Consider the following 23,049-nt stretch of genomic DNA (forward strand, 5'->3'; position numbering starts at 1 on the left):
CTGATGTGCTCAGGCACGTACGCATGAACGTGCTCACGAGGGGCGGCGTGTCATAACCGGGGCAACGGGACTGCGGTTGATGCTTTGGCTGTGCGGTCGCTGGCCGGATGACCGGAACCAGGAGGTTGAGGCGCATGCTTGTTCTGGGCCGCTCGCAGGTCGAGGCCCTGCTCGACATGGACTCGCTGATCGATGCCCTGGCCCCGGCGATGGCAGACCTCAGTGCGGGCCGCGCCTCGGTACCCGACCGCGTCGCCGCCCTGGTGCCCGAACGTGATGGATTCCTGGCGGCCATGCCGGGCTTCCTGCCGTCGGCCGGGGTGCTCATGACCAAGCTGGTGTCAGTATTCCCGCACAACGACGCGGCACGGTTGCCTACACATCAGGCGCTGATCGTGGCGTTCGATCCGGACACCGGCGAGCCCGCTGCGTTGCTGGACGGTACGGCCATCACCGCAGCGCGGACCGGCGCCTGCTCCGCGTTGTCGGCGCGACTGCTGGCCCGCGAGGACTCGACCGTGCTGGCAGTGCTGGGCACCGGCGTGCAGGCCCGGTCCCACGCCCACGCGATCTGTCGGGTCCGCCCGATCCGGCAGATCCGCGTCGCTGGTCGGGATCCGGCGAAAGCCGCTGTCCTGGCCGCGGAACTCTCAGCCGTACTGGAGGGCGAAGTCCAGGCCGTGTCCAGCTACGCCGAGGCGCTCGACGGCGCGGACATCGCCGCCGCGACGACGCACGCCGTCGAACCCGTGATCCGCCGTTCCTGGCTGACACCCGGGGTGCACATCACGTCCGTGGGGTACAACCCTGCCGGCCGCGAGATCGACGACGCCACGGTCACCGATGCGCTGGTGTGCGTCGAATCGCGCCAGGCCGTGCTTGCCCCGCTTCCTGCGGGGAGCAACGACCTGCTCATGCCGATCCGCGACGGCCTCATCACAGCCAATCACGTGCACGCCGAACTGGGCGAACTCATCGCCGGCAGCAGACCGGGGCGCACCAGACCGGACCAGATCACCCTCTACAAGTCGGTCGGCGTGGCAGTGCAGGACGCCGCGGCCACGGCCCTGGTCGTCGCCTCCGCCCGCGAGCAGTCAATCGGCGAGGAGACCTCGCTGCGGTGATGCCGCCACCAGCAGGCGATCACGGTGGCTGGATCGGCAACGCACGGTCCACCGGTTGAGCACATTCACCCGTACACGGTTGAGACGGAGCCTGCTACCGCGCCAACGCGTTCGCCCGAGCACTCCTCGGGGCACGCCACCAGCGGATCACGCCCTACCCCGTGACACAACGGCAAGGTGGAGCGCTACAACCGGATCATCGCCGAGAAATTCCTCTACGCCCGCACCTGGCTATCTGAAGATCAACGCCGCAGAGCCCTCCGGCGTCTGGAACGTCCACTACAACTACCACCGCCCCCACAGCGGAGCAGGCGGCCAGCCGCCGGCCTCTCGGCTAGCCGACCACGTCACCAACGTCCTGGCCTCCTACAAAGTGTTGCGGGTCATGACGTTGTTGACGGTGGGTTCGGGGCGGTCGGCGGGGCGAGATCCGTTGTGGACGGTCTGGTGCGGACGATGGCTTGGTCTCCTCGTGGACCGAACAGGTGCAGGATCTCCACGGCGCTCGTGTCCGCAGGGCCGAACCAGTGGGGCTCGGTGGTGTCGAACTCGGCCACTTCGCCGGGCCGCAGCGTGAAGTCCTGCGCCCCGAGGATGAGGCGTAGCCGACCGGCGAGGACGTAGAGCCATTCGTAGCCCTCGTGGGTGACCAGTTCCGGCTGACGGGGGGCCAGTACCTGCTTGAAGACCTGCACTCGGCCCGGGTACTGCGTCAGGGGCACGAGGACGCTGCCGCGCTCCTTGTGCAGGGGCCTCAGGTGCACCCGAGGGTCACCGCTGGCGGGCGCCGCCACCAGCTGGTCGAGTGCGACGTGGTGGGCCCGTGCCAGCGGGATGAGCAGGTCCAGAGTCGGGCGCCGTTTGCCCGATTCCACCCGGGACAGTGTGCTGACCGAGATCCCGGTCGTGGCCGCGAGTGCCTCAAGCGTGAGTCCCCGTTCCCGGCGCAGCCGGCGCAGCCGGGACCCGATGCCATCCAGAATCTGTTCCAGCTCCGCGCCCGTGGATCCTGTGTTCATGGACCCATTTTTGCAGTGTTCGCAAAAATGATGGGCTGCAGCTGTGGCTGGGGCTGAGCCTTGCCGGGCACTGTTCCCGGACATCAGAGGTAGACCGTGATCGCGACGCCACCCCCTGTTCCACCCATGCTGAGTGCGCGCAGACGCTGGACGGTACTGGCCGTCTGCTGCCTGAGCATGTTCCTGGTGGGCCTGGACACCACCATCGTCAATGTGGGTCTGCCGGCCATCGGGCGCGGCCTGGATGTCGACACGCGCGGCCTCGAATGGATCGTGGACGCCTACACCCTCGTCCTGGCCAGTTGCCTGATCTCCTCCGGCGCACTGGCGGATCGCTTCGGACGCCGCCGGGTGTTCCAGTGTGGGTTGGCCGCGTTCGGCGTGGCCTCGCTGGTCTGCGCGCTCGCCCCGTCGGTGGGCGTACTCATCGCGGCCCGCGCCGTGCAGGGCATCGGTGCCTCGATGCTCAGCCCCGTGGCGCTCGCGATCGTGGTGAACGCGATGCCGGACCCGAAGGAACGGGCGCAGGCGATCGGCGTCTGGGCGTCGGTGTTCGGGCTGAGCATGGCCGCTGGTCCCGTCACGGGCGGTGCGTTGCTCGCGGGGCTCGGCTGGCGGGCGCTGTTCTGGATCAACGCACCGGTCATCGCGGCCGCTCTGCTGCTCAGTGCGGTGTTCGTGCCGGAGTCCCGGGCACCGCGGGCCCGGCGCCTCGACCTGCCCGGCCAGGTCCTGCTGACCGTGGTCCTCGCGGTCGTGGTCGGCGTCCTGATCGAAGGGCCCCGCATCGGCTGGACGTCGCCTGCGGCGCTGGCGGGATACGCAGGGGCTGCTGTGGCGACAGCCGGATTCGTGTGGGTCGAGTCCCGCCGCCGTGAGCCGCTGATGGATCCGCGGATCTTCAGGAGCCCGGTCTTCAGCGGTGCCGTCCTGGGCGCGGTGGCGGTCTTCGTCGCTCTGACCATGACACTGCTGCTGAACACCCTCTACCTGCAGCACACCCGGGAATGGACGCCGCTGGCCGCCGGAGTGGCGACCTTGCCCCTGGCCGTCGGAGCGATGGTCTGCGCCCCCTGGTCCGGCCGCATGGTCGGCCGCACGGGACCGCGGCTGCCGCTGCTCCTTGCCGGCGGTTTCATCACGGCCGGCGGGCTCTGCCTGGTCCGGCTCACCCCGCATACGAGCGTGTCGCTGCTGCTGGCCGCATACTCGCTCATCGGCATCGGGTTCGGCTTCGCCAACGCCCCGATCACCAACACCGCGGTCAACGGACTGCCACCCGCCCGTGCCGGCGTGGCCGGGGCGATCACCTCCACCGCACGGCAACTCGGCTCCGCTCTCGGCATCGCTCTCGCCGGCGCCCTGGTCACGGCCACCAGCCCGACGGGGCTCGCACACGCGTCCCGCCCGGGCTGGATCCTGGTCGCCACCTGTGGCGTACTGGTCCTCCTCGTCGCCCACCTATCACGGCCGAAGGAGGCCAACCCTGGCCCCGCCTCCCCGCAAGCGCGGTGAGCCGCATGACTCACCGCAACGCACCGTTGTCCGTTGAAGGGCGCCACCACCTCCTCGAGCGCTGCCGACCACGCCCCATTGCTCACGACGCCGCTGAGATGGGAATCTCCCGGACCTGTACCTCAAAGCGGGTGAACCGTTACCGCAGACCCGGCGAGATCGCGCTCTTGGACCGCTCCTCGACACCACAACACCAGCCGCCGGCCACCCCAGGCGAAGTAGCAGCCCAGATCGAGGTCCTCCGACACGCCCACAAGTGGCCGACAGCCCGCATCCCATGCGAACTCACGCAAACCGACACACTCACCAGCCGACGGACCGCGAGTCGACATCAGGCCCAACCGGGGCCGAACCGGCGCCCGTTCACCGACCCAAACGGGGCCTCGAACAGGAAACCCCAAAAAATCATTGCCCGTCGACCAGGGCACACGGTCCACGTCGATGTCAAGAAAGTCGGCCCCATCCCCGACAATGGCGGATGGCGCACCCACGGCCGGCCGCAGCACCCGTGTGGCGCCCGGTCCAAGACCCCAGCCAGCGAGTCGGCCGAGGCCGGTCGCGACGCGGCAGGCGCGCCTCATGGGCCAGACGCCCAGTGCGAGATAGCCGAGTTGTCCTCGGCCGGCCCTGGCCCGCCGGCGCCGAAGCGCCCCGTGGCCGCGCCTCGGGCAGCAACCGGATGCTGCTGCCCGACGGCTGGTGCTGAAAGACCCTTCACGTCGGCGCGAAGGCCGAGCCGCACCGCTGGCGGCTGGCACCCGTCGGGGGTGTGCGGACCGCGCGGACTCAGCCGCAGTGACCGTGCCCGTTGCCCAGCGCGCCGTCGATCGCGCCGAGCCAAAGGACGCACTGACCTCGGGCGTCCAGGTACACGGGACCGGCGTACGTCGTGTAGAAGCCGTTGTCCACGACGTACGGGGCGCCGCGGCCCGCGTCGATGCCCAGCGTCACGGCCATCGACACCGGTGCACCGGAGGCGTTGCGGAGGGTGACCGCGCAGTTCTTGCCGGTCGACTTGTTGTAGGTGACGTAGACGGTGCCCTTGTCCTCGACCGGCGTGGAGTCGATGACGGTGTAGCCGGAGCCGCAGGCGCCGTTGTAGGCGGCTCCCGCCGCGGCGGCGACGGTGGCGGTGCGGGGCGCTGCGCCGGCCGGAGCGGCCAGGGCGACGGCCCCGCCGAGCGCGACGGTGGCCAGGACGGCGGCCGTGGTGAGGTGACGCGAAGACTTCATGGTGTTCCCCCGTGGTCGGTGGTCAAGTAGTGCTCGGCATGCGGTGCTTGCCGCACACGAGAGGAGACCGGTCGCCCCGGGGGGAAGTTGTGGTCACTTTTGTCACTGTCCTGTCACCGTGCGCGGCCGATGACCTCCTTCGTGCACGCCGCTCTGCCCGAGTGCTGCCCGCCCGCGCGAGCCTGCGAGGCCCCAGCCCCACCCGTCATGGAACGTCACTGATCAGCGGATCTGGAAACAGCTTCTGGCAATCGAACGCAGCCCGGGCCAGGACATGCCCCGGCCCCTCACGAGCGGACAGGCTCCTGGCGCAGCAGGTCGGGCCGGGCATCGGCGAGGTCGAACGCTCGTTGGAGGCCTTCCACGAGGACGGGCTCGATCCGGTAGATACGTACGCGGTCGTCGAGCTCGAGCACGCGGGTGTTGTTGTCCGGGCCGATCCTGCGCCGTACCGCGCGGACGCTGGTCAGCACCCCGCCGATCTTCCCCTGCCCGATCGGGGTATCGGGGTGGTGGGCGAAGTACTCCTGGACGGCGTCGTAGGAGGCAGTGCCGCCCAGCTCGACAATGCGGCGCAGCACGGCGCGGGCACCGGGCATCACGGCGGCGATCGTGTCGAACAGCAGCCGGTCCGTCCAGCCTTCCCAGAGGTCCTCACCGCTGAGTTGTTCCGGCCCCGGCCGGGACTCCAGGGCCGGGGCCTTGGGCCAGTCGCCCGTGATGGCTGCGGGATTGAGCCCGTAGGCGGCCTGCACGGCGTCTATCGCCTGCTCGTATGTGTCGGTCTGGGTGTCGATGGTCAGCTGCACGCTCTCCCCCTTGGTGATCTCCCTCCTATCCTGCACCCGGTTCCCGTGGGTCTCGGGCCGCCCGGTCGCCCGCCCTGCCGATCCCGGGAGGCCGGTGGGGCGGGGATGGGGTTGCGTATTTAGCGGGTTGCGGTCTCTCCCAGCTGGGGTTGCGCTCGTTCCGGAGTGAAGGAGAGGGCTGCTGGAGGAGGGATGTCGGCCCAGGTTCGTCTGACTGGATCCGGAAGCACGGCTTGGTGGCGCCGGAGATGTCGTCGGCCTCGGTGTGGACCCACTCATCGACGAGACGTCGGTCTTCGGGAAGCTCGAACGGCTCGGGCATGAGCGGGACTCCTGGATGCTTCGCAGGAGTCAGGCCCTAAACCATCGACTGGTAGGCCATATTGGCTGCACGGACGGCAGGGCCAGGGCGTCAAGAGCGGCCATCCGTCGGGTCAGGACAATGGGCGGCGTCCAGCCTGTTCTGAACTACGTGCCATGGCAGAGGGTCTGGTCGTTCGAAGAGCAGACCCTCCAGCTTCAGTTCTGGCACACTGACCCAACGAGTCCGCGCGAGGCCGGACAAGTTCACGCCTGGGGGGCGGGGCAGGTGAATTGGGTCCATGCTGCGGGTTGGGGCGGGCTCGGCGGCCTGATCGCCGAAGCGTGCCTCTTCGCCCAGAGGGTCAGGACCTGGCAGGGGAAGCGCCACGCTGCCCGCGCGGCCGGTCGCAAACTGCCCCCGTTGACCAGGTTCGTGGACCCCAAAGCCGACCTCCTCGCCGCTATCCTGCGCATCTTTCTGGGGGCGGCGGCCGGTGCGTTGATACACGGGCAAGTGACGGGCGCACTTCCAATCGTGGCAACGGGATATGCGGGAGAGGGGTTTCTGCTAAGCCTCCCCCACTTGATTGGCAAGACCGGCCAGGACGCCGTGGAACACGAGCCTGCAAACCCCGTGGCAGCCGCTCCTCAGCCAGCAGCGGGACAGCCGCCGACGCAGAGGGAGACCACGTGATGCACGGGTTCGCCAGCCGTGTCATGTCATCCCTGCTTGGTCCCGACTCCCGTGCTTCCGCTCCCGTCCGACACTGGCAAGGGTATTCCTTGGCGTACCGCGTGGCGGCCTCTTTCTTCAACCGGCCGCTGAAGCCGATCGGGGCAGCCCCTCTTCGGGCACGCGCAAAGAGCGGGCGACCGGCTGCCCTCAGCTTGGTAGACGCCGCCGACCAGTGGCTGCTCCTACCGGCGACCGAGCGCTTGGCCCGGCGCAGCCAGATCCACTCGCTCCTCCTCAGCATCGAAACCTTGGCCAACGAGGTCGCTAGCTACCAGCCATCCCGGTCGCGGACCGAAACCGCGAAAGTATTGGCCCTCGGCAACGTCGCCGCGAGACTTCTGCCACGTGCCATCTGCCCCGATATGACCCAGGAAGAAGCCGAGATACAGGTGCCGACCATCATCAGAAGGGCCCTTGACGCGGCCCGGGAAGCCAGCGCACCCATACACATCCCAACCGCGATGCCAGGCGATGGCGCCGGGGAGGTTCTACGGGACGCGCGCGCCGACGCGATCGCATCGGATCTCAAGCGAACGCTGGCCACGCTGACAGACGCCAAGGACTCTTTCCTCGCCGCGGACCTACGAGCGGCAGCACATGTGGAGCAGGCCAAGTTCGTCGGCGTTAAATGGGACGCCCAGACGCAGTGGCCCGACGCTGAATGGGAGGCTCGGATGCGGCGCGCCTCCGGAGAGCTACCTCCAGGGTCGGGCATTTTCGTCGTCGTTGGCGAGCCGCTCCATCAGCCGGACCCCCTCCTGCGGTGAATGCTAGGGGCTGATCCCGTCGTGACCGATCGCAGCGAAGATTGCGCTCCATCACCAGCTGCAATGCGAGCCGGTGAGCTGGCGACCGGGCTTATGGCGCCCCGTTCCTGCCGGTCAGCAATGGCGTTATGGTCGGTGGCGGGACCACTGGCAAGTGATCAACGGGATTTTGCTCCACAGTCTCGGGCTGGACCGGAAAACGTGCGCGCCTCTTTGAGCCCGTCGCCGCTCAGGGCGCCGTGTCCGGCCGACGGCTGTGCGGCATCCTTCGACGGGCTGATCACCGGGAAGCCGAGGGTGCGTCCGTACGCGGCCTCCACGGCCGCGATCGCCTGCTCGTAGGTGTCGGCGTGCGTGTCGATGGTCAGCTGCACGCCCGCCGCCTGACCGCCCGTCACTCCGGTCCTGGCACCCGTCGAAGGTACCTGGAGCTTTGGGAGTCCGAGGAGGGTGCGGCGGAAGTCGAGGGCTGCTGCGCTCAGATCGTCGGCGCCGTCCCACTCTGTCTGATACGCCGCGTCGGGCAGCCGCCGGTGGCGCAGCAGGTCCTCCGCGATGTCGGCCACGGCCTCCGGGGCCGCGATGGGGTGCGCAGGTTCGTGACGACGGTGTAGAGCAGGACGTCGTGGAGGCTTTAGCCGCAGCAGCGGAGCACGTCTCGAACAGTAGTGCCATGCTGCCGGATATCCTGACGCCGAGCGGCGCGCACTCGCCGCCCAGAACAGGACGCACGATGACCACTCCCCCGCCGATCACGGAGCCCGATCCGTCCGCGCTGATCTGCCCCGGCGACCGGGTCAGGCCCTGCGGCCGCTGCCAGCGCAAGACCCACAAGCACGGCAGCGGCGGCAGCCCGCTGTGCCAGTGGTGCATGGCACCAGTGCAGGAGAACTGGGGCTCGGGCGTGCGCTACGTCAGCACGCGCCGTAGCCGCGTACCCGGTTGGGTGAAGCCCCTCAGGCACGAGGACTTCTGCGGACCCCGGCACGTCCTACCAGACGTGAAGCAGATCAACGACGCGCATGCCGCGGAGCCGGGGCTCGCCGTGGTGGAAGTCGCGGCCGCCGACGACGCCACCGCCTTCGCCATCCAGAAGCTGCTCGCCGCGCGGTGCGCCATCGCGCCGGCGGACCGCACGACCCGGGACCCCGGCGAGCCCGGTGTACGGCTGCGGTTCTGGCCGCGCTGAAGTCGATCCGCGCCGCCCGGCCGACGGCGCACCGATCTACGTGATCATGGACAACCTGTCCGGCCGTAAGGGCGCGGACATCCGACGCTGGGCGACAAAGCACAAGGTCGAGTTGTGCTTCACCCCGACCTACGCCTCGTGGGCGAACGCTATCGAGGCGCACTTCGGACCGCTGAGGCAGTTCACCATCGCCAACTCGAACTATCCCAACCACACCGTGCAGACCCGGGCTCTGCACGCCTACCTGCCCTGGCGCAATGCCAACGCCCGCCACCGCGATGTCCTGGCTGCCGAACGCAAGGAACGCGCGCGCATCGCAGCGAGAAGGGCATCCGCTGGGGCAGACGCCCCCTCGCGGTCGCAGCCTGAACTCGTGTGGGTCCTCGCGTCACCTTCGCCAGAACAGGTGGTGCGTCACGCCGCTCGGGCTGAGCACGACCTCCAGGTGGAACCGGTCGAGCAGTTCATCGGGGGACTCCCAGAGTCGCAGTCCGGACCCTAGCTTTACCGGCGAGACCGCCACGTGCATGGTGTCGACGAGGCCGGCATCAAGGAACTGCCGGATGGTGGTGACCCCGCCACCGAGCCGGACGTCCTTGCCCTGCGCCGCTTCCCGCGCCCGTTCGAGGACCGTGGACGGGTCGCCGTCGACGAAGTGGAACGTGGTGTCGGAGAGCGTGAACGACGGACGCGTGTGGTGGGTCATGACGAACACCGGAGTGCGGAACGGCGGCTCGTCACCCCACCAGCCGCGCCACTCATGGTCCTGCCAGGGCCCGCGTTGGGGCCCGAACTTGTTACGGCCCATGATCTCGGCACCGATGTTGCGTGCGAAGTCCCGCGTGAAGTAGTCGTCCAGGCCCCGGCTCCCTCCGGGATCCGTGCGCATGGGCCAGCTCGCCGTAGCTCCGGCCCAGGCGAACAGCCTCTCGGGATGGTCGTGGCCGAACGGCCTCTCGAGGCTCTGGTGCTCACCGGCACCGATTCCGTCGCTCGAGACGTTGAAGTTCATGACTCTCAGCAGTTGATCCACGTGTTCCTCGTCAGGTCCTGTCGCGTCATCGTGCGGCGAGGCGCCGCACATCATGACGTCGAACGGGACGTGGCCGGATCGACAGCGGCCCGCAACTTTTTTCCAAGGCGTGTCAGGAAGCGCTCCATGCGTCGCACCGGACGTCACTGCCCTTCCAATCGTTCCCACACCAACCCGGCGAACGTACGCGGTCAGTCTATGCGTTTGCGCTGATCAAGAGCATGTTGGGGGTGTGGACACGCATGAAGTGAACCGATTACGGGCCGCGTTGGGGCTGTTCGTGGCCGATGTGTTCGCCTCGGTGCCGCGCAAGGATCAGCGGGCCAAGGGCGAGTGCTACCTGCGGGGGCTGATGCTCGATGGCCGGTGCAAGTCGATCCAGCCGATGGCCCAGCGGCTGCCGGACGGGAACATGCAGGCCTTGCAGCAGTTCGTCAGCCAGTCACCGTGGCAGTGGACGCCGGTGCGGCGGCGGATCGCCGAGCGGCTGGTCCAGGTGGTCGAGCCCGAGGTGTGGGTCATCGACGATGTGTCGTTCCCCAAGTGCGGGCGGGCCTCGGTCGGGGTGACCCGGCAATACTGCGGAGCGCTTGGGAAACGGGCCAACTGCCAGGTCGCCGTCAGCGTTTATAGCGCACCCCGTGTTCGGCCGGGTGGTGCAGATCTTCACCGCGGGTGAGGCCACCGTGGGCCCGTTGGTCCTCAACCCTTTTCAGGTGCCTGCGGGCACGACCGTCAGTGAGGTCCCCCACCTTCCAGACCTTCCGCCGGTCCGTGAAGAACAGCTGCACCGAGCCCCCAGATACAAGGCACGTCACGGGAGTGAGGAAGGAGTCATCCACCCTGCATGACCAGCGCGGCAGCGGCCACACTCGACTGTCAACGTCACCCGAGGAGGACGGACACACCGCGGTCCCCGAGCTTGAGCCGCAGCCCATCCAGGAACTCGCTGAGCAGCTCGACGCACTCACCGTCGATGTCGACACCCTGGACACCGAGGTGCAGGTGCTCCAGCGCCCGAGATCGACTTCGTCCTTGTCGACCGGCTCGCTCCTCTGAGCCCGTCGCGAGCTCGACATCGGCTTTGTCGCCTACTTCTCGCCCCATGCGCACAAGGGCCGTCGCGAGGAGCGGCGCCGCGAGTGGAACTCTCCAGCGTGACCTGCGGTCCGGGGTGCGACGTAGGCCACTCTGTCCCCCGCTTGCCCGGCCAACGATCCCGACTTACCGTGAGGTGAACAGAACGTTCTATCCACCCTCTGGGAGTTCTCATGACTCACGCCTCCTCCGCCGGCACAATCGTGCTGATCCACGGGCTGTGGATGACCCCGCGCAGCTGGGAGAAATGGATCGACCGCTACCAGGCGCAGGGCTACCGGGTCGTCGCACCCGCCTGGCCGGGTCTCGACGCCGAGGTCGAAGAGATACGGCGCGACCCCTCCCGCATCGCGGGAGTGGGCCTGAGTGAGGTGATCGGCCACCATGAGGAGGTCATCCGCGGCCTGGATGAGCAGCCTGTGATCATCGGGCACTCCTTCGGCGGGGCCATCACGCAGGTGCTGCTGGACCGGGGTCTGGGCCGTGCGGGCGTCGCCATCGACTCGGCTCCCGTCAAGGGGGTCCTCCCGCAGCCGTACTCCACGGTGAAGTCGGTCTGGCCGGTGCTTCGCAACCCCGCCAACAAGAACAAGGCCATCGCCTTGACCCCGCGCCAGTTCCATTACAGCTTCACCAACACGCTCAGCGAGGAGGAGTCCGCCGCGGTCTACGAGCGCTACCAGGTGCCCGGATCGGCTCGGGTGCTCTTCCAGGGCGCGTTCGCCAACTTCAACCCCGGCGCCGCGACGAAGGTCGACTTCCGCAACGGGCGGCGCGCTCCCCTGCTGTTCATCGCGGGCGGGGCCGACCACATCGTGCCGGCGAAGGTGAACAAGGCCAACTGGCGCCTGTACCGCAAGTCTCCGGCCGTCACCGACTACCAGGAGTTTCCCGGCCGCTCCCACTTCACCCTCGGCCAGGACGGCTGGGAAGAAGTCGCCGACTACGCCCTCAGCTGGGCAGCCCACCACGACCTCAGCCGCGCCTGAAGCGCCACTCGCCACCGGCTGCGCGGGGGTCCGCCCCACCGACCAGTACCCCCGCGCCCCCCACGGACTGCGGATCCGCCGGTCCGTCACCTCACGGCACAAGGAAACACAACGATGCTCAACCATCGCCCGATCCGTCTTGCCGCCCTCGGCGCAGCCGGCCTCGCCCTTGCCACAGGTCTCGCCACGACCGCCTCAGCCCACCCCGCCCACCACGCCCGGAACCACTCCGCCGCCAAGCCGACCGTCGTGCTCGTGCATGGCGCCTGGTCCGACTCGTCCGGCTGGAGCGGCGTCGTCAAACGTCTGCAGGCCGACGGCTACCCGGTTACCGCCCCTGCAAATCCGCTGCGCGGCCTCAGCAGCGACGCCACGTACCTGGCCGACTATCTCAAGACGATCCACGGCCCGATCATCCTGGTCGGTCACTCCTACGGTGGCGCCGTCATCACCAACGCCGCCACCGGCAACCCGAACGTCAAAGCGCTCGTGTACGTCGCCGCTTTCGCCCCGGACAAGGGTGAGAGCGCCTTTGCCCTCAACGCCAAGTTCCCCGGCAGCCACCTCAGCGACGACCCCAACGCACCCGTCCCCACCGCTCTGAACGCCGTCCCCTTCACCCAGCCGGACGGCAGCACCGGTACCGACCTGTACTTGAAGGCCGACAAGTTCCGCGACGTTTTCGTCGGCAACAAGGTCAGCAACGCCACGGTCGCCGAACTGGCCGCCACCCAACGCCCCGCCACTGCGCAGGCTTTCGGGGAGCCCTCCGGCACTCCGGCGTGGAAGACGATCCCCTCCTGGTACCTCGTCGCCCGCGACGACCACGCCATCCCCGCCGCCGCCGAGCAGTTCATGGCGTCGCGAGCACATGCACACACCACCGAGATCAACGCCCCGCACGCCGTCCAGCTGACCGACCCGGGCGCCGTGACGCAGATCGTGAAACAGGCCGCCGCCAACAACTAACCCCCTCTGCCTCCGGCCCCCGCCCACTGCTCGACGGGCGGGGGCCGGAGGCCTGTGTACCTCCCGGGGGCACCCGGGCGAGCAGTCAGTCCGCTGTCAGGAGAGCGGCGACGCCGTGCACGAGAGTGTCGTTCGCCTTCTGCGGATCGCCCAGGTAGCCGGCGACCATCGCTCCGTCACGCATGGCGACCATGGCATCGGCCGAGCGCGCGGGGTCAGCCGCACCCACCTGCTCGAAGGCGTCCTGGAGCACCTGGTGAAACCAGGCCCTGTGCGTCAGCACCGCCTGATGGATGGCGCTGTCCCGCTCCGGGTACTCGGCGGCTGCGTTGATGAACGGGCAGCCGCGAAAGCCCACGCCACACAGCTCTTCCCCGATTCCGGCTGCCACGGCTTGGAGGAAAGCAGAAGGGTCCGCGATCTCCTCCCTGGCTGCGCCGAGGCGGTCACGGATGTCCTGGTCCGTCGTTTCGAGGTAGGCCCGCACCAGGTCGTCCTTGCCCTCGAAATGCCGGTAGAAGGTGCCGCGGGCGATCTCCGCCTCCGCCATGACGCGGTCGACACCGACGGCCCGGATACCCTCGACGTAGAAGAGCCGGCTCGCCGTGCCCAGCAGCCGCTCACGCGCCTCCGACCGGCGTCCTCGTGCAGTCATCTGCTTCGACATACACCCATTGTATAGAACGTTCTTTCCATAAATCCGCTTTTGCGGCCGCGGCGACGGGGACCAGTAGCGGGAAGCTGTAACGAGCCGAAGTCGCAACGTATGTTGCCCCGCTCGCAAACGGCGACCCCGTCACAACAGCGTCGCCCCATCAGGACTCGCGATGTTCGAATTATGTTCGATATATTGAGGGCAGAGCGGTCGGGCGGAACCGTTGCAGGAGGGTGCCCTCCTCGACCTGACCGGGGCGACCCGATGGTGTTCGATTCTCTGGGGGTCTGAAGCTGTTGCCGTGGGGGAGAATCGCGCGTTGATGCAGGTCAGCGTCTTCACAATGGAATCTACTCACCGCAACAGGTGTGGTGCTATCGCCGGAGGCATGCGCACCCTGTACGCCGACTGGGAGACCTCCGCGCACATCGCCGTCGCCCAACTGCGCATGGAGGCCGCGAAGTACCCCGAGGACCCACGCCTGATCGAGCTGGTCGGCGAACTGTCCCTGCGTGACAAGCAGTTCGCCAAATGGTGGGGCGAACACCACGTCGCCGCCCGCACCGTGGGCACGAAAACCCTCAACCGCCCGGTCGTCGGCGAACTCGTCCTGGACTGGGACACCCTCACCGCCAACACCGACCCCGACCAGAACCTGACCGTCTGGACCGCCGCCCCCGGCTCCCCCCACCCACGAACGACTGCGCATCCTCGCCTCCTGGGCCGACGACCAGCACCTGCCGGCCTCCTGGCTGCTCAGCTGACCGCGACCGGCCGCCGCTGTAGGAGCGCCGGGTGAATCGTGCCTGCAGCCCGGCTGCTTCGGTACGTACGGGAACATCGCGCCAAGGCGGGAATGGGCGAACCGCAGCCACCTGGACTCCGAGGTGAAGCCCAGCATCGCCTGGGCGACAGCGAGGCAGACAAGCTCTGAGTCGGTCAGCCTGGGAGGGCGCCCCAGCCATCGAGTGCCCCTGATATCGTCGTCGATCTTCGCGTAAGCGCGGTGATCAGGGTATCCAGGTCGGTCTCCACCGCCCGATCTTGGACGCCATATTCGCGAGCCAGGAAGCCGCGGGGCTGGTTACTGTTGCCTGCATGCCGCTGTCTCTTTCTCCGCTTCGACTCTCTTCGGGCGATATCGCCGGGGTTGTCGGCATCTACGCGTCCAACCCCGAGTACGGCCGTATATCTGGCGAGTACGACCCTGCGCGCGTTCAGGCCCAGCAGGTGGAAGCCGAACTGCGCGAGGACACGGGCACCGGCGGGTTCGACGTCCTACTCGCCCGAGACCTTGAAGGCCAGGTGGTAGGTCTGGTCTCGATTCTCCGCCAGCACCCCAGGGACGGGTATCCGTGGATCGGACTTCTGATGGTGCACGGAGACCAGCGCCGCAAAGGCCACGGAAGGCTGCTGGCAGATCTGGTCGAGGAACGCTTGCGCTCCGAAGGCCGGAACGGCGTCCGCCTCGCGGTTCTGGAGAACAACCCGACAGCCCTGGCTTTCTGGAGCTCGCTGGGCTGGCAGGAGATCGATCGCCGTCCCGACGTTCAGCACGGTCGGTCATGCATCGTCATGCACAAGCAACTGGGCCCGATCACTTCGGAATGACTCATCTAGGGCCTGGCGGGAGTCGTGATCACGCGTTACTCCGTTGTCTGGTGCTCTACGCCCAGCCGCTCGTCAAGGTCGTCACCTTCCCGACCAGCATCGTCGACGAGAGCGAGCCAGGCATGAGCGTCAGGTTTGGCACGCACCCGACTGACGTTCCCGAGCCGTTCGCATCGCTCATCAGGGAGCATCTCGCCACGCGTCCCGATCTTCGCACCGGCGCCGGAACCGACAGTCCCTGGATGTTCCCCAGCACCCTCCCCAGCCGCCACGTACACCCCAACACCCTCATGGACCCCGACTCCGTGATCTCGGCGTCAACCTCCTTGGCGCGCGTAACCGAGCCATTGGCGAACTCGTCCTCGAATGCCCTCCGTCGCTGGTTGCTGACGCCCTTGGGTACAGCCACCAAGTCCCGTGCCTGCATGCCGAGAAGCTGCAGAACCCTGGGCGCGCTACGCGGGCCGCCGTGTCCGCTCGCGTAATGCACGCAGCGTGACTCCTCGTCCGAGGCGTAGCGTTGACCGCCTGAACCCGCACCGATGAGAGGGCGCAAGCGTCCTGCGAGCAACCGCGCGGTCCTGCCAGGGACTGAGAGCCCGGTGTCTATACCTTGCTCGCGACTACCATGTAGTTCTCGGCCTCAAGATCGAACGTGCTCACTTCCATCCGGAGTCCGACCCGGTGCAGCTCGACCTCGAGTTCCTCGTACCGGTAGGGCCAGCAGGACAACAGTTCCGAGCGGACAAGAACCAGCCCAGCCGCATCAACTTGGGCGATCGCAATCTCGATGTGGTGCTCATCCTCCCAATGCGGCGCAATCTCCCAGCGGTAGACCACGACGGCATCGCGACCGTTTCGTCGGACGAGTCGGTCCCTGATATCCAGCCGGGAACCTCTGGCCCTCACGAGTTCCCAAGTGCGGGATGTGAGCACCAAGCGCCCGCCAGGGCGCAGAAGCCGTGACATCGACTCCAGAGCAGCACCCCTGCCTGTCGCGCCTGCGGCATGGTGAAGTGAGTTGCCAACGCAGAACACCATGTCGAACGTGTCGTCCTCGAGATGATCGGGCAACTCTTCCCAGTTCGCCCGCATGGTCCGGACGGAGGCCCCGAACTCCTCAGACAGCTCTGCAGTCCGGCGAACCATCGCTTCGCTGGCGTCAGTTGCTACAACCTGCATGCCACGACCGGCGAGGCCAACCGCCAACTGTCCTGTTCCGCACGAACAGTCGAGGACGTGAGCGTTCGACGGCAGGAGACTGAGGACGTCATCGAACGACGCAGCGAACTCAGCGGGAGGCAACTTTGCATCCGAGATGAGCCATTCGTACACCTCGGCAAGCACATCATATTCCGTCACAACCACTACCTCGGTCGCACAACAGACTCACGGCGGGACGTCAGTCCATCAGAGGAGCAAGCCGGGCACCAATGGTTTTCGCAAGCACAACCCGTCCGCCCATGCCGCGCGACTACACGATCGTGCTGGTATTACCTACCGATGCCGATGTCACCTCGTCCATCGGGATCCGGATCGCAGTCGACGCCGCCGCCACGGGGCCTGCTCCTGACACGTTCCTGGTGGCCGGCGCAAACCTCCACCCGCGCACACCTGTGCCCCGTGATCTGATCGAGGCGCGCGAACGCCGGCGGGCCGGGCCGGCCGGGTCGCGTCCATCTGCACCGGAGCATTCATCCTCGGCGCCGCCGGCCTCCTGGACGGCAAGCGCGCAACCGCGCACTGAAGGTCGCGCACGAGCTCTCCGCCCGCTGCCGGGCCAGCCGCGTCGAACCCGACGCGATCTACGTCCGTGACGGCACCACCTACACCTCGGCAGGCGTGACCGCCGGCATCGACCTGGCACCGGCACTCGTCGAGGAGGATCACGGCCCTGATCTGACCCGCGACATCGCGCGCGCTCTGGTGGACAATTTGCAACGTTCGGGCGGCCGATCACAGTCTCCGCCCCCATTGCAGGGACCGCCGCCCCGATCTCCGGCCCTCCGCAGAATCACCGACGTGATCACGGCGAATCCCGGGGGAAACCACTCACTCGGCGAACTCGCCAAGCACCTCAATGTGAGCCCTAGTCATCTCACGCGGCTCTTTCGCGAAGAGCTGTCCACCACGCCGGCCCGGCACGTGGAGATGATCCGGTTCGACATGGCGAAAGCCCTACTCGACCAGGGGCATACCGCGAAGCAGACGGCATCCCTTGCCGGATTCCCGAATTACGAGAGTATGCGGAGAGTTTTCGTGAGGGAATTGTCGCTCAGCCCCGCCGCCTATCAGTACCGCTTCAGCACAGCGCGCCGAGCCGACGAGGGGCAGCGGTAAGACGAAGCTGTCACTGCACGGACACCGAAGCGTCACAGACGGTTGCGCTGCCCGGTGCCATTTTTTCCACACGCCGGGTTCGTCCACCACATCCGCGACACCACCTCTTGCCTGTCCCAGCCTCGATCCCGAGGGCGGTCCGAACCGGGTCGCCGGGATATGCCATCACCACGGCAGGTGCGATGCGGCGCCGGGGCAGCCACTCCGCCACCGATAGCCCCGTCCTCTGCTCGCGGGCGTCGTCGAGCGGTCGTCGATCACTGAGGCGAGGAGGGGGTCCTCCCGCACGTGCTCGGGGACGAGGGCAGGTACGACACGTGCGGCCGGGACGATCGCGTACGGGTACCCCGGTCGATCACCAGCAGCGCCGTCAGCCGCTCGCGCACCACCAGCCGGGCCGCCTCGCGGGCGTCGTAGTCCACGGGCACCGTGGGGTATGGCCTCGCCAGATCACGGGCGGGCATGCGTGGACGTCTCCTTGGGTTCCGCGGCCGTGTCTTCCTGCTTGTCCGGGATGCCGGACAACTCGTCTACGTCGAAGGCGCGGGCGATCGGCACGGCCGTGGAGCTGTGCGCGATGATCGAGAACGCGCGATGAGCGTGAACGCCTCCTCGGCCTGCGGGACGCCGGACTGCAGCACCACCAGGCCATAGACCACCGAGACGACGCCCTTCGGGCCGAACCACGCCGCGACCAGTCGTTCCTTGCGGGAGATGCTCGTGCCGAGCAGCGAGAGCAACAGCGAAGCCGGGCGGATCAGGACAATCGCCAGCACGGCCGCTACATAGCCGCCGAGGGCAAGGTCCCCGAACATCTGGGGTGTCAGCAGTGCGCCGAACACCAAAAGGGCTGCGAACTTCGCCAGCTCCGCCCGTGCCGCTTCGAGTGGTTCGAAGGATTCTTTCGCTTCCGGGGATACGTGCACGATGACCGCGCTCGCCGAGAGGGCGTGCCCACCAGGAGGGCGATCGGCACGCACTCGACGACGCGCCCCCGAGAGCACGGGCGCGACAAGTGGTGGCGCCTCGCCGGCGCCCATGGGTGTCCCGTGTCCGGATCGTTCGGATCCGGTGTCCCGGGCGTCCGGTTCAGAGCGGCTGTCTCCGTCAGACGCGGCCGCGGGCGCCCTCCTCGGCTTCCTCGCTGGTGAAGACGTAGTCGGCCCTCTCGCCGTACGACGCTTCGTAGCTCAGCCCGAAGGCGTCGGAACGGCCGGTGGTCCTGCCCACCTCGAATTCGGGCGCGAACCCGAACATGGCGTTCCTGATCTTCGTCGAGCTGCCGTCGGGCCCGGTGAGCGGCTCGTAGGAGAGTTCCGTCCGGCCCTCGACCGTGAGGCCGGGGCTGTCTCCTTCCTCGAGGGAGACGGCTGCCCGCTCCATGCCCAGGTACTCGCCGAAGAACTGCGACAGCTGGCCGAACGGTCCGCCTTCCCGGCCGGAGAGGATGCGCTCCAGGGCCTGGGCCTGCTCGTCGCTGGCCGAGGTGTCCACGACCAGGCCGACCTTCCAGTTGCCGGAGGACATATTGGAGGGGAAGAGGTTGTAGAACGCGAAGTCCACGTCGGACAGGTCGAGATCGTCCAGATTCCCGTCTGCCACATGGAACACGGCGGTACCACGGCATTCGGTGCCGCCCTTGGCGTCCCGCGGCTGGCCGTCGTACGGACAGCTGCACAACACCGCACAAGAGCAACCGGCCACATAGGTGCCGGATATCGTCCACGACATGAGTGCTCCCCATTTCCGATGATGATGGCGGCGAGCGTCGTCTGTACTTTTACGCTAGACCTGTCAAATATGCCTGTAAATGGCGTTTCACGACAAAGCGCCCCGATGCGCCTGATCGGCCCGGGGTCTCCCCCTGTCCTACGCGCGAGACATTCCGCGAGCGCGCCCGGAACGTGCCACGGGCGGGAGTTCTCTGCTGTGGCGTGTGCCGGGAGGGCGCATGAGAACGTCACGGTCGTGCAGCGGCCAGCGCGTCTGCAAGCTCCCGTAGGTTCGCCGCGACGTAATTGGGTCGAGTCATCGTGCGTGGGTACAAGGAGGCTCCGCGCCGCAGCCACGCGCCGTCCCGCCCGGCTCGCCGTGCCCCGTCGATGTCCCAGGGATGCACGGCGACCATCAGTGCTTGGTCGGGCCGCACACCGGCCCGCTCCACGGCGTAGTGGTAAGCCGCGGGGGCCGGTTTCCAGCGGCGGCGCGGGCCGTTCACATCGGAGAGGGACTCGAAGCGGTCCAGCACTCCTGCCTTGTACAGCAACCGTTCGGTCAGGGCGACGCTGCCGTTGGTCATCGCCGTCAGCCGGTACCCCGCCTCGGCCGCCTGGAACTCCGACATGACCGGCTCCATCAGTGACTACCGGCCCGACGACCATGCCCTCACCGATCAGAACCCCGCCCCGGGCGTCTGGACCGACGACATCGAACTGCCCGACACCGCCGCCCCGCTCCTGGGCGAGAACGCGCGGATCCGGCTGACCGTGACCGCCTGGGCCTGACGAGAAGAGGCGAACCGGTCATCGTCGCCCTGTCCAACGTCCAGTTCGGCAAGCGGAACGAGGACGTACGCACCGTACAGAAAGCCCTGATCAGCCGGGGCCGGAAGACCCCCGACGGCCCCACCGGCTTCTTCGGCGAACAGACCACAGCCGCCTACCGCGCCGAACAACTCGCCCAGGACTTCAAAGGAACCCGACGCCGACCGCAACCCCGGCTGCACCTCCCCCACCCCCCTCCGCCACCACGTCCATTTCCAGGTCGACTGCAGGACCGCAGCACCCTCCCTTCCCCGTGCGGCCACTCCCGGCAGAAAACAGGTGCCGTAGCCCGTGCTCGGGAACAAGGTCACCTTCGGCTTCTCCGCACGTGGTCCGTACGCCTGGAAGCCGGCACCGGACGAGAAACCCTACGGGCCATGGATCGGGCTGCACGCGGACAACGGCCCCATCTCCACCTACTGCCATCTCTCGGAACGGCAGGTGACGGCCGGTCAGAAGGTCAGTGCCGGAAGGCAGCTCGGCAAGGTCAGCGCCATCGGCAACGCGACCGGGCCGGCATCTGCACCTCGAGATGTCGAAGGGCTCCACCTGTCCTACGGCGGTGTCGCCAGGCACAGTTGGTGAGCCTGTGAGGGGGGCGGCGCCTCCTCAGAACGCGGAGTTGGCGAACCAGTGGGTCAGCAAGTGCTCGTCCCCCTCGTCGGCGAAGGCCTCTGCCTGGTAGGGCAGTCGGCCGTAGACGAGGAGGAGCAGGTCGGCCGCGGTTCCCTGGACGGTCGCGTCAGTGGGGGCCGCGGTCGGGTGGGCCAGGTCGAGCCCGAAGCCGTCGGGCCGCAGGCGGACGACCCAGGCGTCGTCCCCGTCGGTCGTGCGGAAGCGGATGGTCCTGTCGGAGCCACGTAGGTCGGCCACCTTGGGCGCGAAGAAGGTGGCGAAGGGCAGATTGACGAGGAACTCGTCGATCCCGTCCACCGCGACCGGGCGGTCGATCGCGGGCCGGAGTCCGAGTGCGACCTCGGCGTCGGCCCGGTGCAGCAGGGTCTCGAAGAGCATCCGGCGTGCCCAGAATCGGGCGTGCTGGTCGGCGCCCCAGGCCCACATCGGCAGGTCCGGATCGGTGGCCGCGAAGGCGTCCGCGGCCACGGTCGCACTCTCGGCCAGCCAGTCGATGTATCCGTCCTCCTGGTCGGGGAGCTGAAGGTCCACGTCACGCGTGCGCGGGGGTTCCTGGATGCGGGCCCGCAGCAGGACCGAGAACCAGCGGTGGACGCTGCCCGTGTGCCTGACCAGGTCGGCCAGCGTCCAGCCGGGACAGCTGGGCACCGCCGTGGCCAGGTCGGCGTCCTTGACCGCCGCGACGAACCGGGCGGTCTCCGCCGCGACCGCGGTGCGGTGATCGACCGAGGTGGCAGCGGGCGCGTGCTGGGTGTGCTGGGTGTGGTCGGACGTTGTCATCGTGACATGCCTTTCGGAGACTGCGGGTTCCAGCAGACGGCTGGGTGAGGACAGCTCTGCCTTGGCGGAACCTTTCGATGATTCCGGACGGCGACAACGCCTGACGACAGTGGCAGAGCCTGAAGCACGGTCACACGAGCTCGGCACCGGCCTCCGCCTCCGCAAGCCCCGCCGTCGAGGAGTCCGCGACCTTCCTCGGCACGGACGTACGAGGGGCATGAGCCGACTTGATGCCGACGAGGGCCACGGCGACGACCAGGCCGAAGGCCGCTCCGGCGATCACGAAGGTCGTGGTGAACTGGCTCTCCTGCGGCAGCGCGGGCCCCCCGCCCGGCAGCGGGATGGTCTTCGACGCCAGCAGCGAGGTGATCACCGCGCTTGCGACGGCGCTGCCGACCGAGCGGGAGATGGAGTTGATGCCGTTGGCGATGCCGGACTGGTGGGCGGGCACGCCGGCGACGATAAGAGCGGGCATGGCGGCGTAGCCGAAGCTGATCGCCAGGCCGATGACCATGCCGGCGCCGATCACCGAGGCCGTCACATCGTGCGCGACGCTCAGCCACGTGAAGCCGAGCACGCCGAAGCAGGCCCCGGCGGCCAGGGTGAAGCGCGCGCCGAGCCGGCGCACCAGGACCCCGCCGAACTGGGCGCCCACGAGCGAGACGAGTGTGGTCGGCAGCAGATACACGACGGACGCTTCGAGCACGGAAGCGCCGAAGCCGTAGCCGACGACGCCTTCCGGCATCTGGACGAGGTACGAGACACCGATGAACTGGGCGAACATCGCGAAGCCCAGCAGCAGCCCGGCCAGGTTGGTGAAGAGAACGGGCCGGTGGACGAACATCTTCATGTCCACCATGGGTTCCTTGACCCGGCCCTCGGCGACGACCCACACCACCGCCATGAGGACGGCCCCGGCGAAGGAGCCGAGCGTACGGCCGGACGTCCATCCCCACTCGTGTCCCTGCGAGACCGGCAGAAGCAGCAGCACCAGCAGCATCGCCAGGGTGCCCGCGCCCAGCCAGTCCGTGCGCCCGCCCGTGGTCGTCCGGGAAGCGGGCACGGTGAACAGCACACCCGCCAGGGCCATCACCGCGAGCACCACCGCGAGCCAGAAGACCCGGTGGTAGTCGGGGTCGGAGCCGCGGGTGAGAAGCCCGGCGCCGACCAGCGCGAGTCCGCTGCCGAATGCGAGCGTGCCGCTGACCAGGGCCATGGCGCCGTGCAGCTTCTCCGGCCTGATCTCCTCACGCAGGATGGAGAGGGCGAGCGGGAAGATCGCGGTGGCCGCACCCTGCATCACTCGGGCGACGATCAGCCACGTCAGCGAGGTGGTGGTGGCGGCGAGCACCGAGCCCGCGATCATCACGAGCAGCACGCCCACGAGGGTGGGCTTCTTGCCGTGCTGGTCGCCGAAGCGGCCGAGCAGCGGGGTGAAGACCGCGGCCGACAGAAGCGTGGCGGTGGTCACCCAGCTGACGCCCGCCGTGGTCGCCCGCAGGTCGCTCTGGATGATTCCCAGGATCGGGACGACGAGCGTCTGCATCATCGAGACGACCATCGCGGCGAGGCCCAGCACGAGGACGACCGCGGTGTCTGCTGGCTGTCTCCGGGGCGCCGTCTGCTGCGCGTGAGGCACGGATGTCTTCCCTACGTGAGAGCTCGACGAACTACTTGAGAACATCGAAGCTTGAGAACTT

Annotated in this window: 25 protein-coding genes and 6 pseudogenes; 17 read left to right on the forward strand and 14 right to left on the reverse strand. The window is 68.0% G+C overall.

The features are described 5' to 3' along the window. The first annotated feature begins 134 nt into the window (after positions 1 to 134). Entirely contained in the window at positions 135 to 1,124 is a 990-nt protein-coding gene (locus ACIBW9_RS37225; protein ID WP_398961642.1) for an ornithine cyclodeaminase family protein, read from the forward strand. An 83-nt stretch (positions 1,125 to 1,207) separates the two neighbouring features. Next, a pseudogene (locus tag ACIBW9_RS37230) lies at positions 1,208 to 1,494 on the forward strand (integrase core domain-containing protein); the annotation flags it as partial. A 13-nt stretch (positions 1,495 to 1,507) separates the two neighbouring features. On the opposite strand, the gene ACIBW9_RS37235 reads toward ACIBW9_RS37230, so the two are convergent. Then, positions 1,508 to 2,143, reverse strand: a complete 636-nt coding sequence (locus ACIBW9_RS37235) for a helix-turn-helix domain-containing protein (RefSeq protein ID WP_398961644.1) — start codon at positions 2,141 to 2,143, stop codon at positions 1,508 to 1,510. A gap of 126 nt (positions 2,144 to 2,269) precedes the next feature. Here ACIBW9_RS37235 and ACIBW9_RS37240 point away from each other — a divergent pair, with 126 nt between their 5' ends. Both ACIBW9_RS37240 and ACIBW9_RS37245 read left to right on the forward strand, forming a co-directional pair. Further along, the gene (locus ACIBW9_RS37240; protein WP_398961646.1) at positions 2,270 to 3,658 is read left to right on the forward strand and encodes an MFS transporter; all 1,389 of its coding nucleotides are present in this window, start codon (positions 2,270 to 2,272) and stop codon (positions 3,656 to 3,658) included. Between the two features lie 5 nt (positions 3,659 to 3,663). Next, a pseudogene (locus ACIBW9_RS37245) lies at positions 3,664 to 4,155 on the forward strand (IS481 family transposase); the annotation flags it as partial. Between the two features lie 289 nt (positions 4,156 to 4,444). Here ACIBW9_RS37245 and ACIBW9_RS37250 read toward each other — a convergent pair. Both ACIBW9_RS37250 and ACIBW9_RS37255 read right to left on the reverse strand, forming a co-directional pair. After that, positions 4,445 to 4,891 carry a spore-associated protein A gene (locus ACIBW9_RS37250; RefSeq protein ID WP_398961649.1) on the reverse strand — a complete coding sequence of 149 codons (447 nt, stop codon included), beginning with the start codon at positions 4,889 to 4,891 and terminating at the stop codon, positions 4,445 to 4,447. Between the two features lie 287 nt (positions 4,892 to 5,178). Further along, positions 5,179 to 5,700: a hypothetical protein gene (locus ACIBW9_RS37255; protein WP_398961652.1), complete on the reverse strand. Its 522-nt coding sequence runs from the start codon at positions 5,698 to 5,700 to the stop codon at positions 5,179 to 5,181. A 1,086-nt stretch (positions 5,701 to 6,786) separates the two neighbouring features. Here ACIBW9_RS37255 and ACIBW9_RS37260 point away from each other — a divergent pair. After that, a complete protein-coding gene (locus tag ACIBW9_RS37260; protein WP_398961654.1) occupies positions 6,787 to 7,506 on the forward strand; it encodes a hypothetical protein in 720 nt (239 codons plus the stop codon). 158 nt (positions 7,507 to 7,664) lie between these two features. Here ACIBW9_RS37260 and ACIBW9_RS37265 read toward each other — a convergent pair whose 3' ends face one another. Continuing rightward, positions 7,665 to 8,072, reverse strand: a complete 408-nt coding sequence (locus ACIBW9_RS37265) for a hypothetical protein (protein ID WP_398961657.1) — start codon at positions 8,070 to 8,072, stop codon at positions 7,665 to 7,667. 305 nt (positions 8,073 to 8,377) lie between these two features. Between ACIBW9_RS37265 and ACIBW9_RS37270 the strand changes: the two genes are divergently transcribed. Further along, complete coding sequence (locus ACIBW9_RS37270) at positions 8,378 to 8,695, forward strand: DUF6207 family protein (protein WP_398961776.1); 318 nt, start codon at positions 8,378 to 8,380, stop codon at positions 8,693 to 8,695. Further along, positions 8,680 to 9,064, forward strand: a pseudogene (locus ACIBW9_RS37275) (transposase); the annotation flags it as partial. The gene ACIBW9_RS37270 and the pseudogene ACIBW9_RS37275, both read left to right, overlap by 16 nt. Before the next feature lie 19 nt (positions 9,065 to 9,083). On the opposite strand, the gene ACIBW9_RS37280 reads toward ACIBW9_RS37275, so the two are convergent. Further along, the gene (locus ACIBW9_RS37280; protein ID WP_398961660.1) at positions 9,084 to 9,728 is read right to left on the reverse strand and encodes a dihydrofolate reductase family protein; all 645 of its coding nucleotides are present in this window, start codon (positions 9,726 to 9,728) and stop codon (positions 9,084 to 9,086) included. A 232-nt stretch (positions 9,729 to 9,960) separates the two neighbouring features. On the opposite strand from ACIBW9_RS37280, the pseudogene ACIBW9_RS37285 reads away from it, so the two are divergent. From ACIBW9_RS37285 to ACIBW9_RS37300, 4 genes and pseudogenes are all read left to right on the forward strand, one after another. After that, positions 9,961 to 10,356, forward strand: a pseudogene (locus ACIBW9_RS37285) (transposase); the annotation flags it as partial. 194 nt (positions 10,357 to 10,550) lie between these two features. Then, positions 10,551 to 10,787, forward strand: coding sequence for a hypothetical protein (locus tag ACIBW9_RS37290; RefSeq protein ID WP_398961663.1), 237 nt, complete (start codon positions 10,551 to 10,553; stop codon positions 10,785 to 10,787). Positions 10,788 to 10,999: 212 nt separating this feature from the next. Beyond that, positions 11,000 to 11,815 carry an alpha/beta hydrolase gene (locus ACIBW9_RS37295; RefSeq protein ID WP_398961666.1) on the forward strand — a complete coding sequence of 272 codons (816 nt, stop codon included), beginning with the start codon at positions 11,000 to 11,002 and terminating at the stop codon, positions 11,813 to 11,815. A gap of 114 nt (positions 11,816 to 11,929) precedes the next feature. Beyond that, entirely contained in the window at positions 11,930 to 12,784 is an 855-nt protein-coding gene (locus tag ACIBW9_RS37300) for an alpha/beta fold hydrolase (RefSeq protein WP_398961669.1), read from the forward strand. Between the two features lie 85 nt (positions 12,785 to 12,869). Here the strand turns inward: ACIBW9_RS37300 and ACIBW9_RS37305 are convergent, their stop codons facing one another. Next, on the reverse strand, positions 12,870 to 13,451 hold the full coding sequence (locus ACIBW9_RS37305) for a TetR/AcrR family transcriptional regulator (protein WP_398961672.1): 582 nt from the start codon (positions 13,449 to 13,451) through the stop codon (positions 12,870 to 12,872). 376 nt (positions 13,452 to 13,827) lie between these two features. Here ACIBW9_RS37305 and ACIBW9_RS37310 point away from each other — a divergent pair. Next, positions 13,828 to 14,203, forward strand: a pseudogene (locus tag ACIBW9_RS37310) (transcriptional regulator); the annotation flags it as partial. Positions 14,204 to 14,537: 334 nt separating this feature from the next. Next, complete coding sequence (locus ACIBW9_RS37315; RefSeq protein ID WP_398961676.1) at positions 14,538 to 15,050, forward strand: GNAT family N-acetyltransferase; 513 nt, start codon at positions 14,538 to 14,540, stop codon at positions 15,048 to 15,050. A 55-nt stretch (positions 15,051 to 15,105) separates the two neighbouring features. On the opposite strand, the gene ACIBW9_RS37320 is transcribed toward ACIBW9_RS37315, so the two are convergent. After that, the gene (locus ACIBW9_RS37320) at positions 15,106 to 15,477 is read right to left on the reverse strand and encodes a hypothetical protein (protein WP_398961679.1); all 372 of its coding nucleotides are present in this window, start codon (positions 15,475 to 15,477) and stop codon (positions 15,106 to 15,108) included. Positions 15,478 to 15,656: 179 nt separating this feature from the next. Next, positions 15,657 to 16,412 (reverse strand): class I SAM-dependent methyltransferase, encoded by a 756-nt coding sequence (locus ACIBW9_RS37325; protein ID WP_398961681.1) that lies wholly within the window; start codon positions 16,410 to 16,412, stop codon positions 15,657 to 15,659. A 316-nt stretch (positions 16,413 to 16,728) separates the two neighbouring features. Here ACIBW9_RS37325 and ACIBW9_RS37330 point away from each other — a divergent pair, with 316 nt between their 5' ends. Further along, complete coding sequence (locus ACIBW9_RS37330) at positions 16,729 to 16,797, forward strand: hypothetical protein (RefSeq protein ID WP_398961779.1); 69 nt, start codon at positions 16,729 to 16,731, stop codon at positions 16,795 to 16,797. 95 nt (positions 16,798 to 16,892) lie between these two features. Beyond that, positions 16,893 to 17,390, forward strand: coding sequence for a helix-turn-helix domain-containing protein (locus tag ACIBW9_RS37335; RefSeq protein WP_398961684.1), 498 nt, complete (start codon positions 16,893 to 16,895; stop codon positions 17,388 to 17,390). A 257-nt stretch (positions 17,391 to 17,647) separates the two neighbouring features. Here ACIBW9_RS37335 and ACIBW9_RS37340 read toward each other — a convergent pair whose 3' ends face one another. The 4 genes and pseudogenes from ACIBW9_RS37340 to ACIBW9_RS37355 form a co-directional block, all read right to left on the reverse strand. Continuing rightward, positions 17,648 to 17,854: a hypothetical protein gene (locus ACIBW9_RS37340; RefSeq protein WP_398961686.1), complete on the reverse strand. Its 207-nt coding sequence runs from the start codon at positions 17,852 to 17,854 to the stop codon at positions 17,648 to 17,650. Then, positions 17,841 to 18,340: pseudogene (locus tag ACIBW9_RS37345) on the reverse strand (cation:proton antiporter); the annotation flags it as partial. The pseudogene ACIBW9_RS37345 and the gene ACIBW9_RS37340, both read right to left, overlap by 14 nt. A 157-nt stretch (positions 18,341 to 18,497) precedes the next feature. After that, complete coding sequence (locus ACIBW9_RS37350; RefSeq protein WP_398961688.1) at positions 18,498 to 19,121, reverse strand: DUF1326 domain-containing protein; 624 nt, start codon at positions 19,119 to 19,121, stop codon at positions 18,498 to 18,500. A 229-nt stretch (positions 19,122 to 19,350) separates the two neighbouring features. Then, positions 19,351 to 19,734, reverse strand: a complete 384-nt coding sequence (locus tag ACIBW9_RS37355) for an HAD family hydrolase (protein WP_398961691.1) — start codon at positions 19,732 to 19,734, stop codon at positions 19,351 to 19,353. On the opposite strand from ACIBW9_RS37355, the gene ACIBW9_RS37360 reads away from it, so the two are divergent. After that, positions 19,733 to 19,894 (forward strand): hypothetical protein, encoded by a 162-nt coding sequence (locus ACIBW9_RS37360; protein WP_398961694.1) that lies wholly within the window; start codon positions 19,733 to 19,735, stop codon positions 19,892 to 19,894. The two genes, ACIBW9_RS37355 and ACIBW9_RS37360, sit on opposite strands and share 2 nt — an antisense overlap. A 330-nt stretch (positions 19,895 to 20,224) precedes the next feature. Next, entirely contained in the window at positions 20,225 to 20,518 is a 294-nt protein-coding gene (locus tag ACIBW9_RS37365; protein ID WP_398961696.1) for a M23 family metallopeptidase, read from the forward strand. A 24-nt stretch (positions 20,519 to 20,542) separates the two neighbouring features. Here the strand turns inward: ACIBW9_RS37365 and ACIBW9_RS37370 are convergent, their stop codons facing one another. Both ACIBW9_RS37370 and ACIBW9_RS37375 read right to left on the reverse strand, forming a co-directional pair. Then, positions 20,543 to 21,349, reverse strand: coding sequence for a maleylpyruvate isomerase family mycothiol-dependent enzyme (locus tag ACIBW9_RS37370; protein WP_398961698.1), 807 nt, complete (start codon positions 21,347 to 21,349; stop codon positions 20,543 to 20,545). 130 nt (positions 21,350 to 21,479) lie between these two features. Then, positions 21,480 to 22,988 (reverse strand): MFS transporter, encoded by a 1,509-nt coding sequence (locus tag ACIBW9_RS37375; RefSeq protein WP_398961701.1) that lies wholly within the window; start codon positions 22,986 to 22,988, stop codon positions 21,480 to 21,482. Positions 22,989 to 23,049 lie beyond the last annotated feature (61 nt).

This window comes from Streptomyces sp. NPDC049541 (assembly GCF_044465725.1).
In the GTDB taxonomy this organism is placed as follows: Bacteria; Actinomycetota; Actinomycetes; order Streptomycetales; family Streptomycetaceae; genus Streptomyces.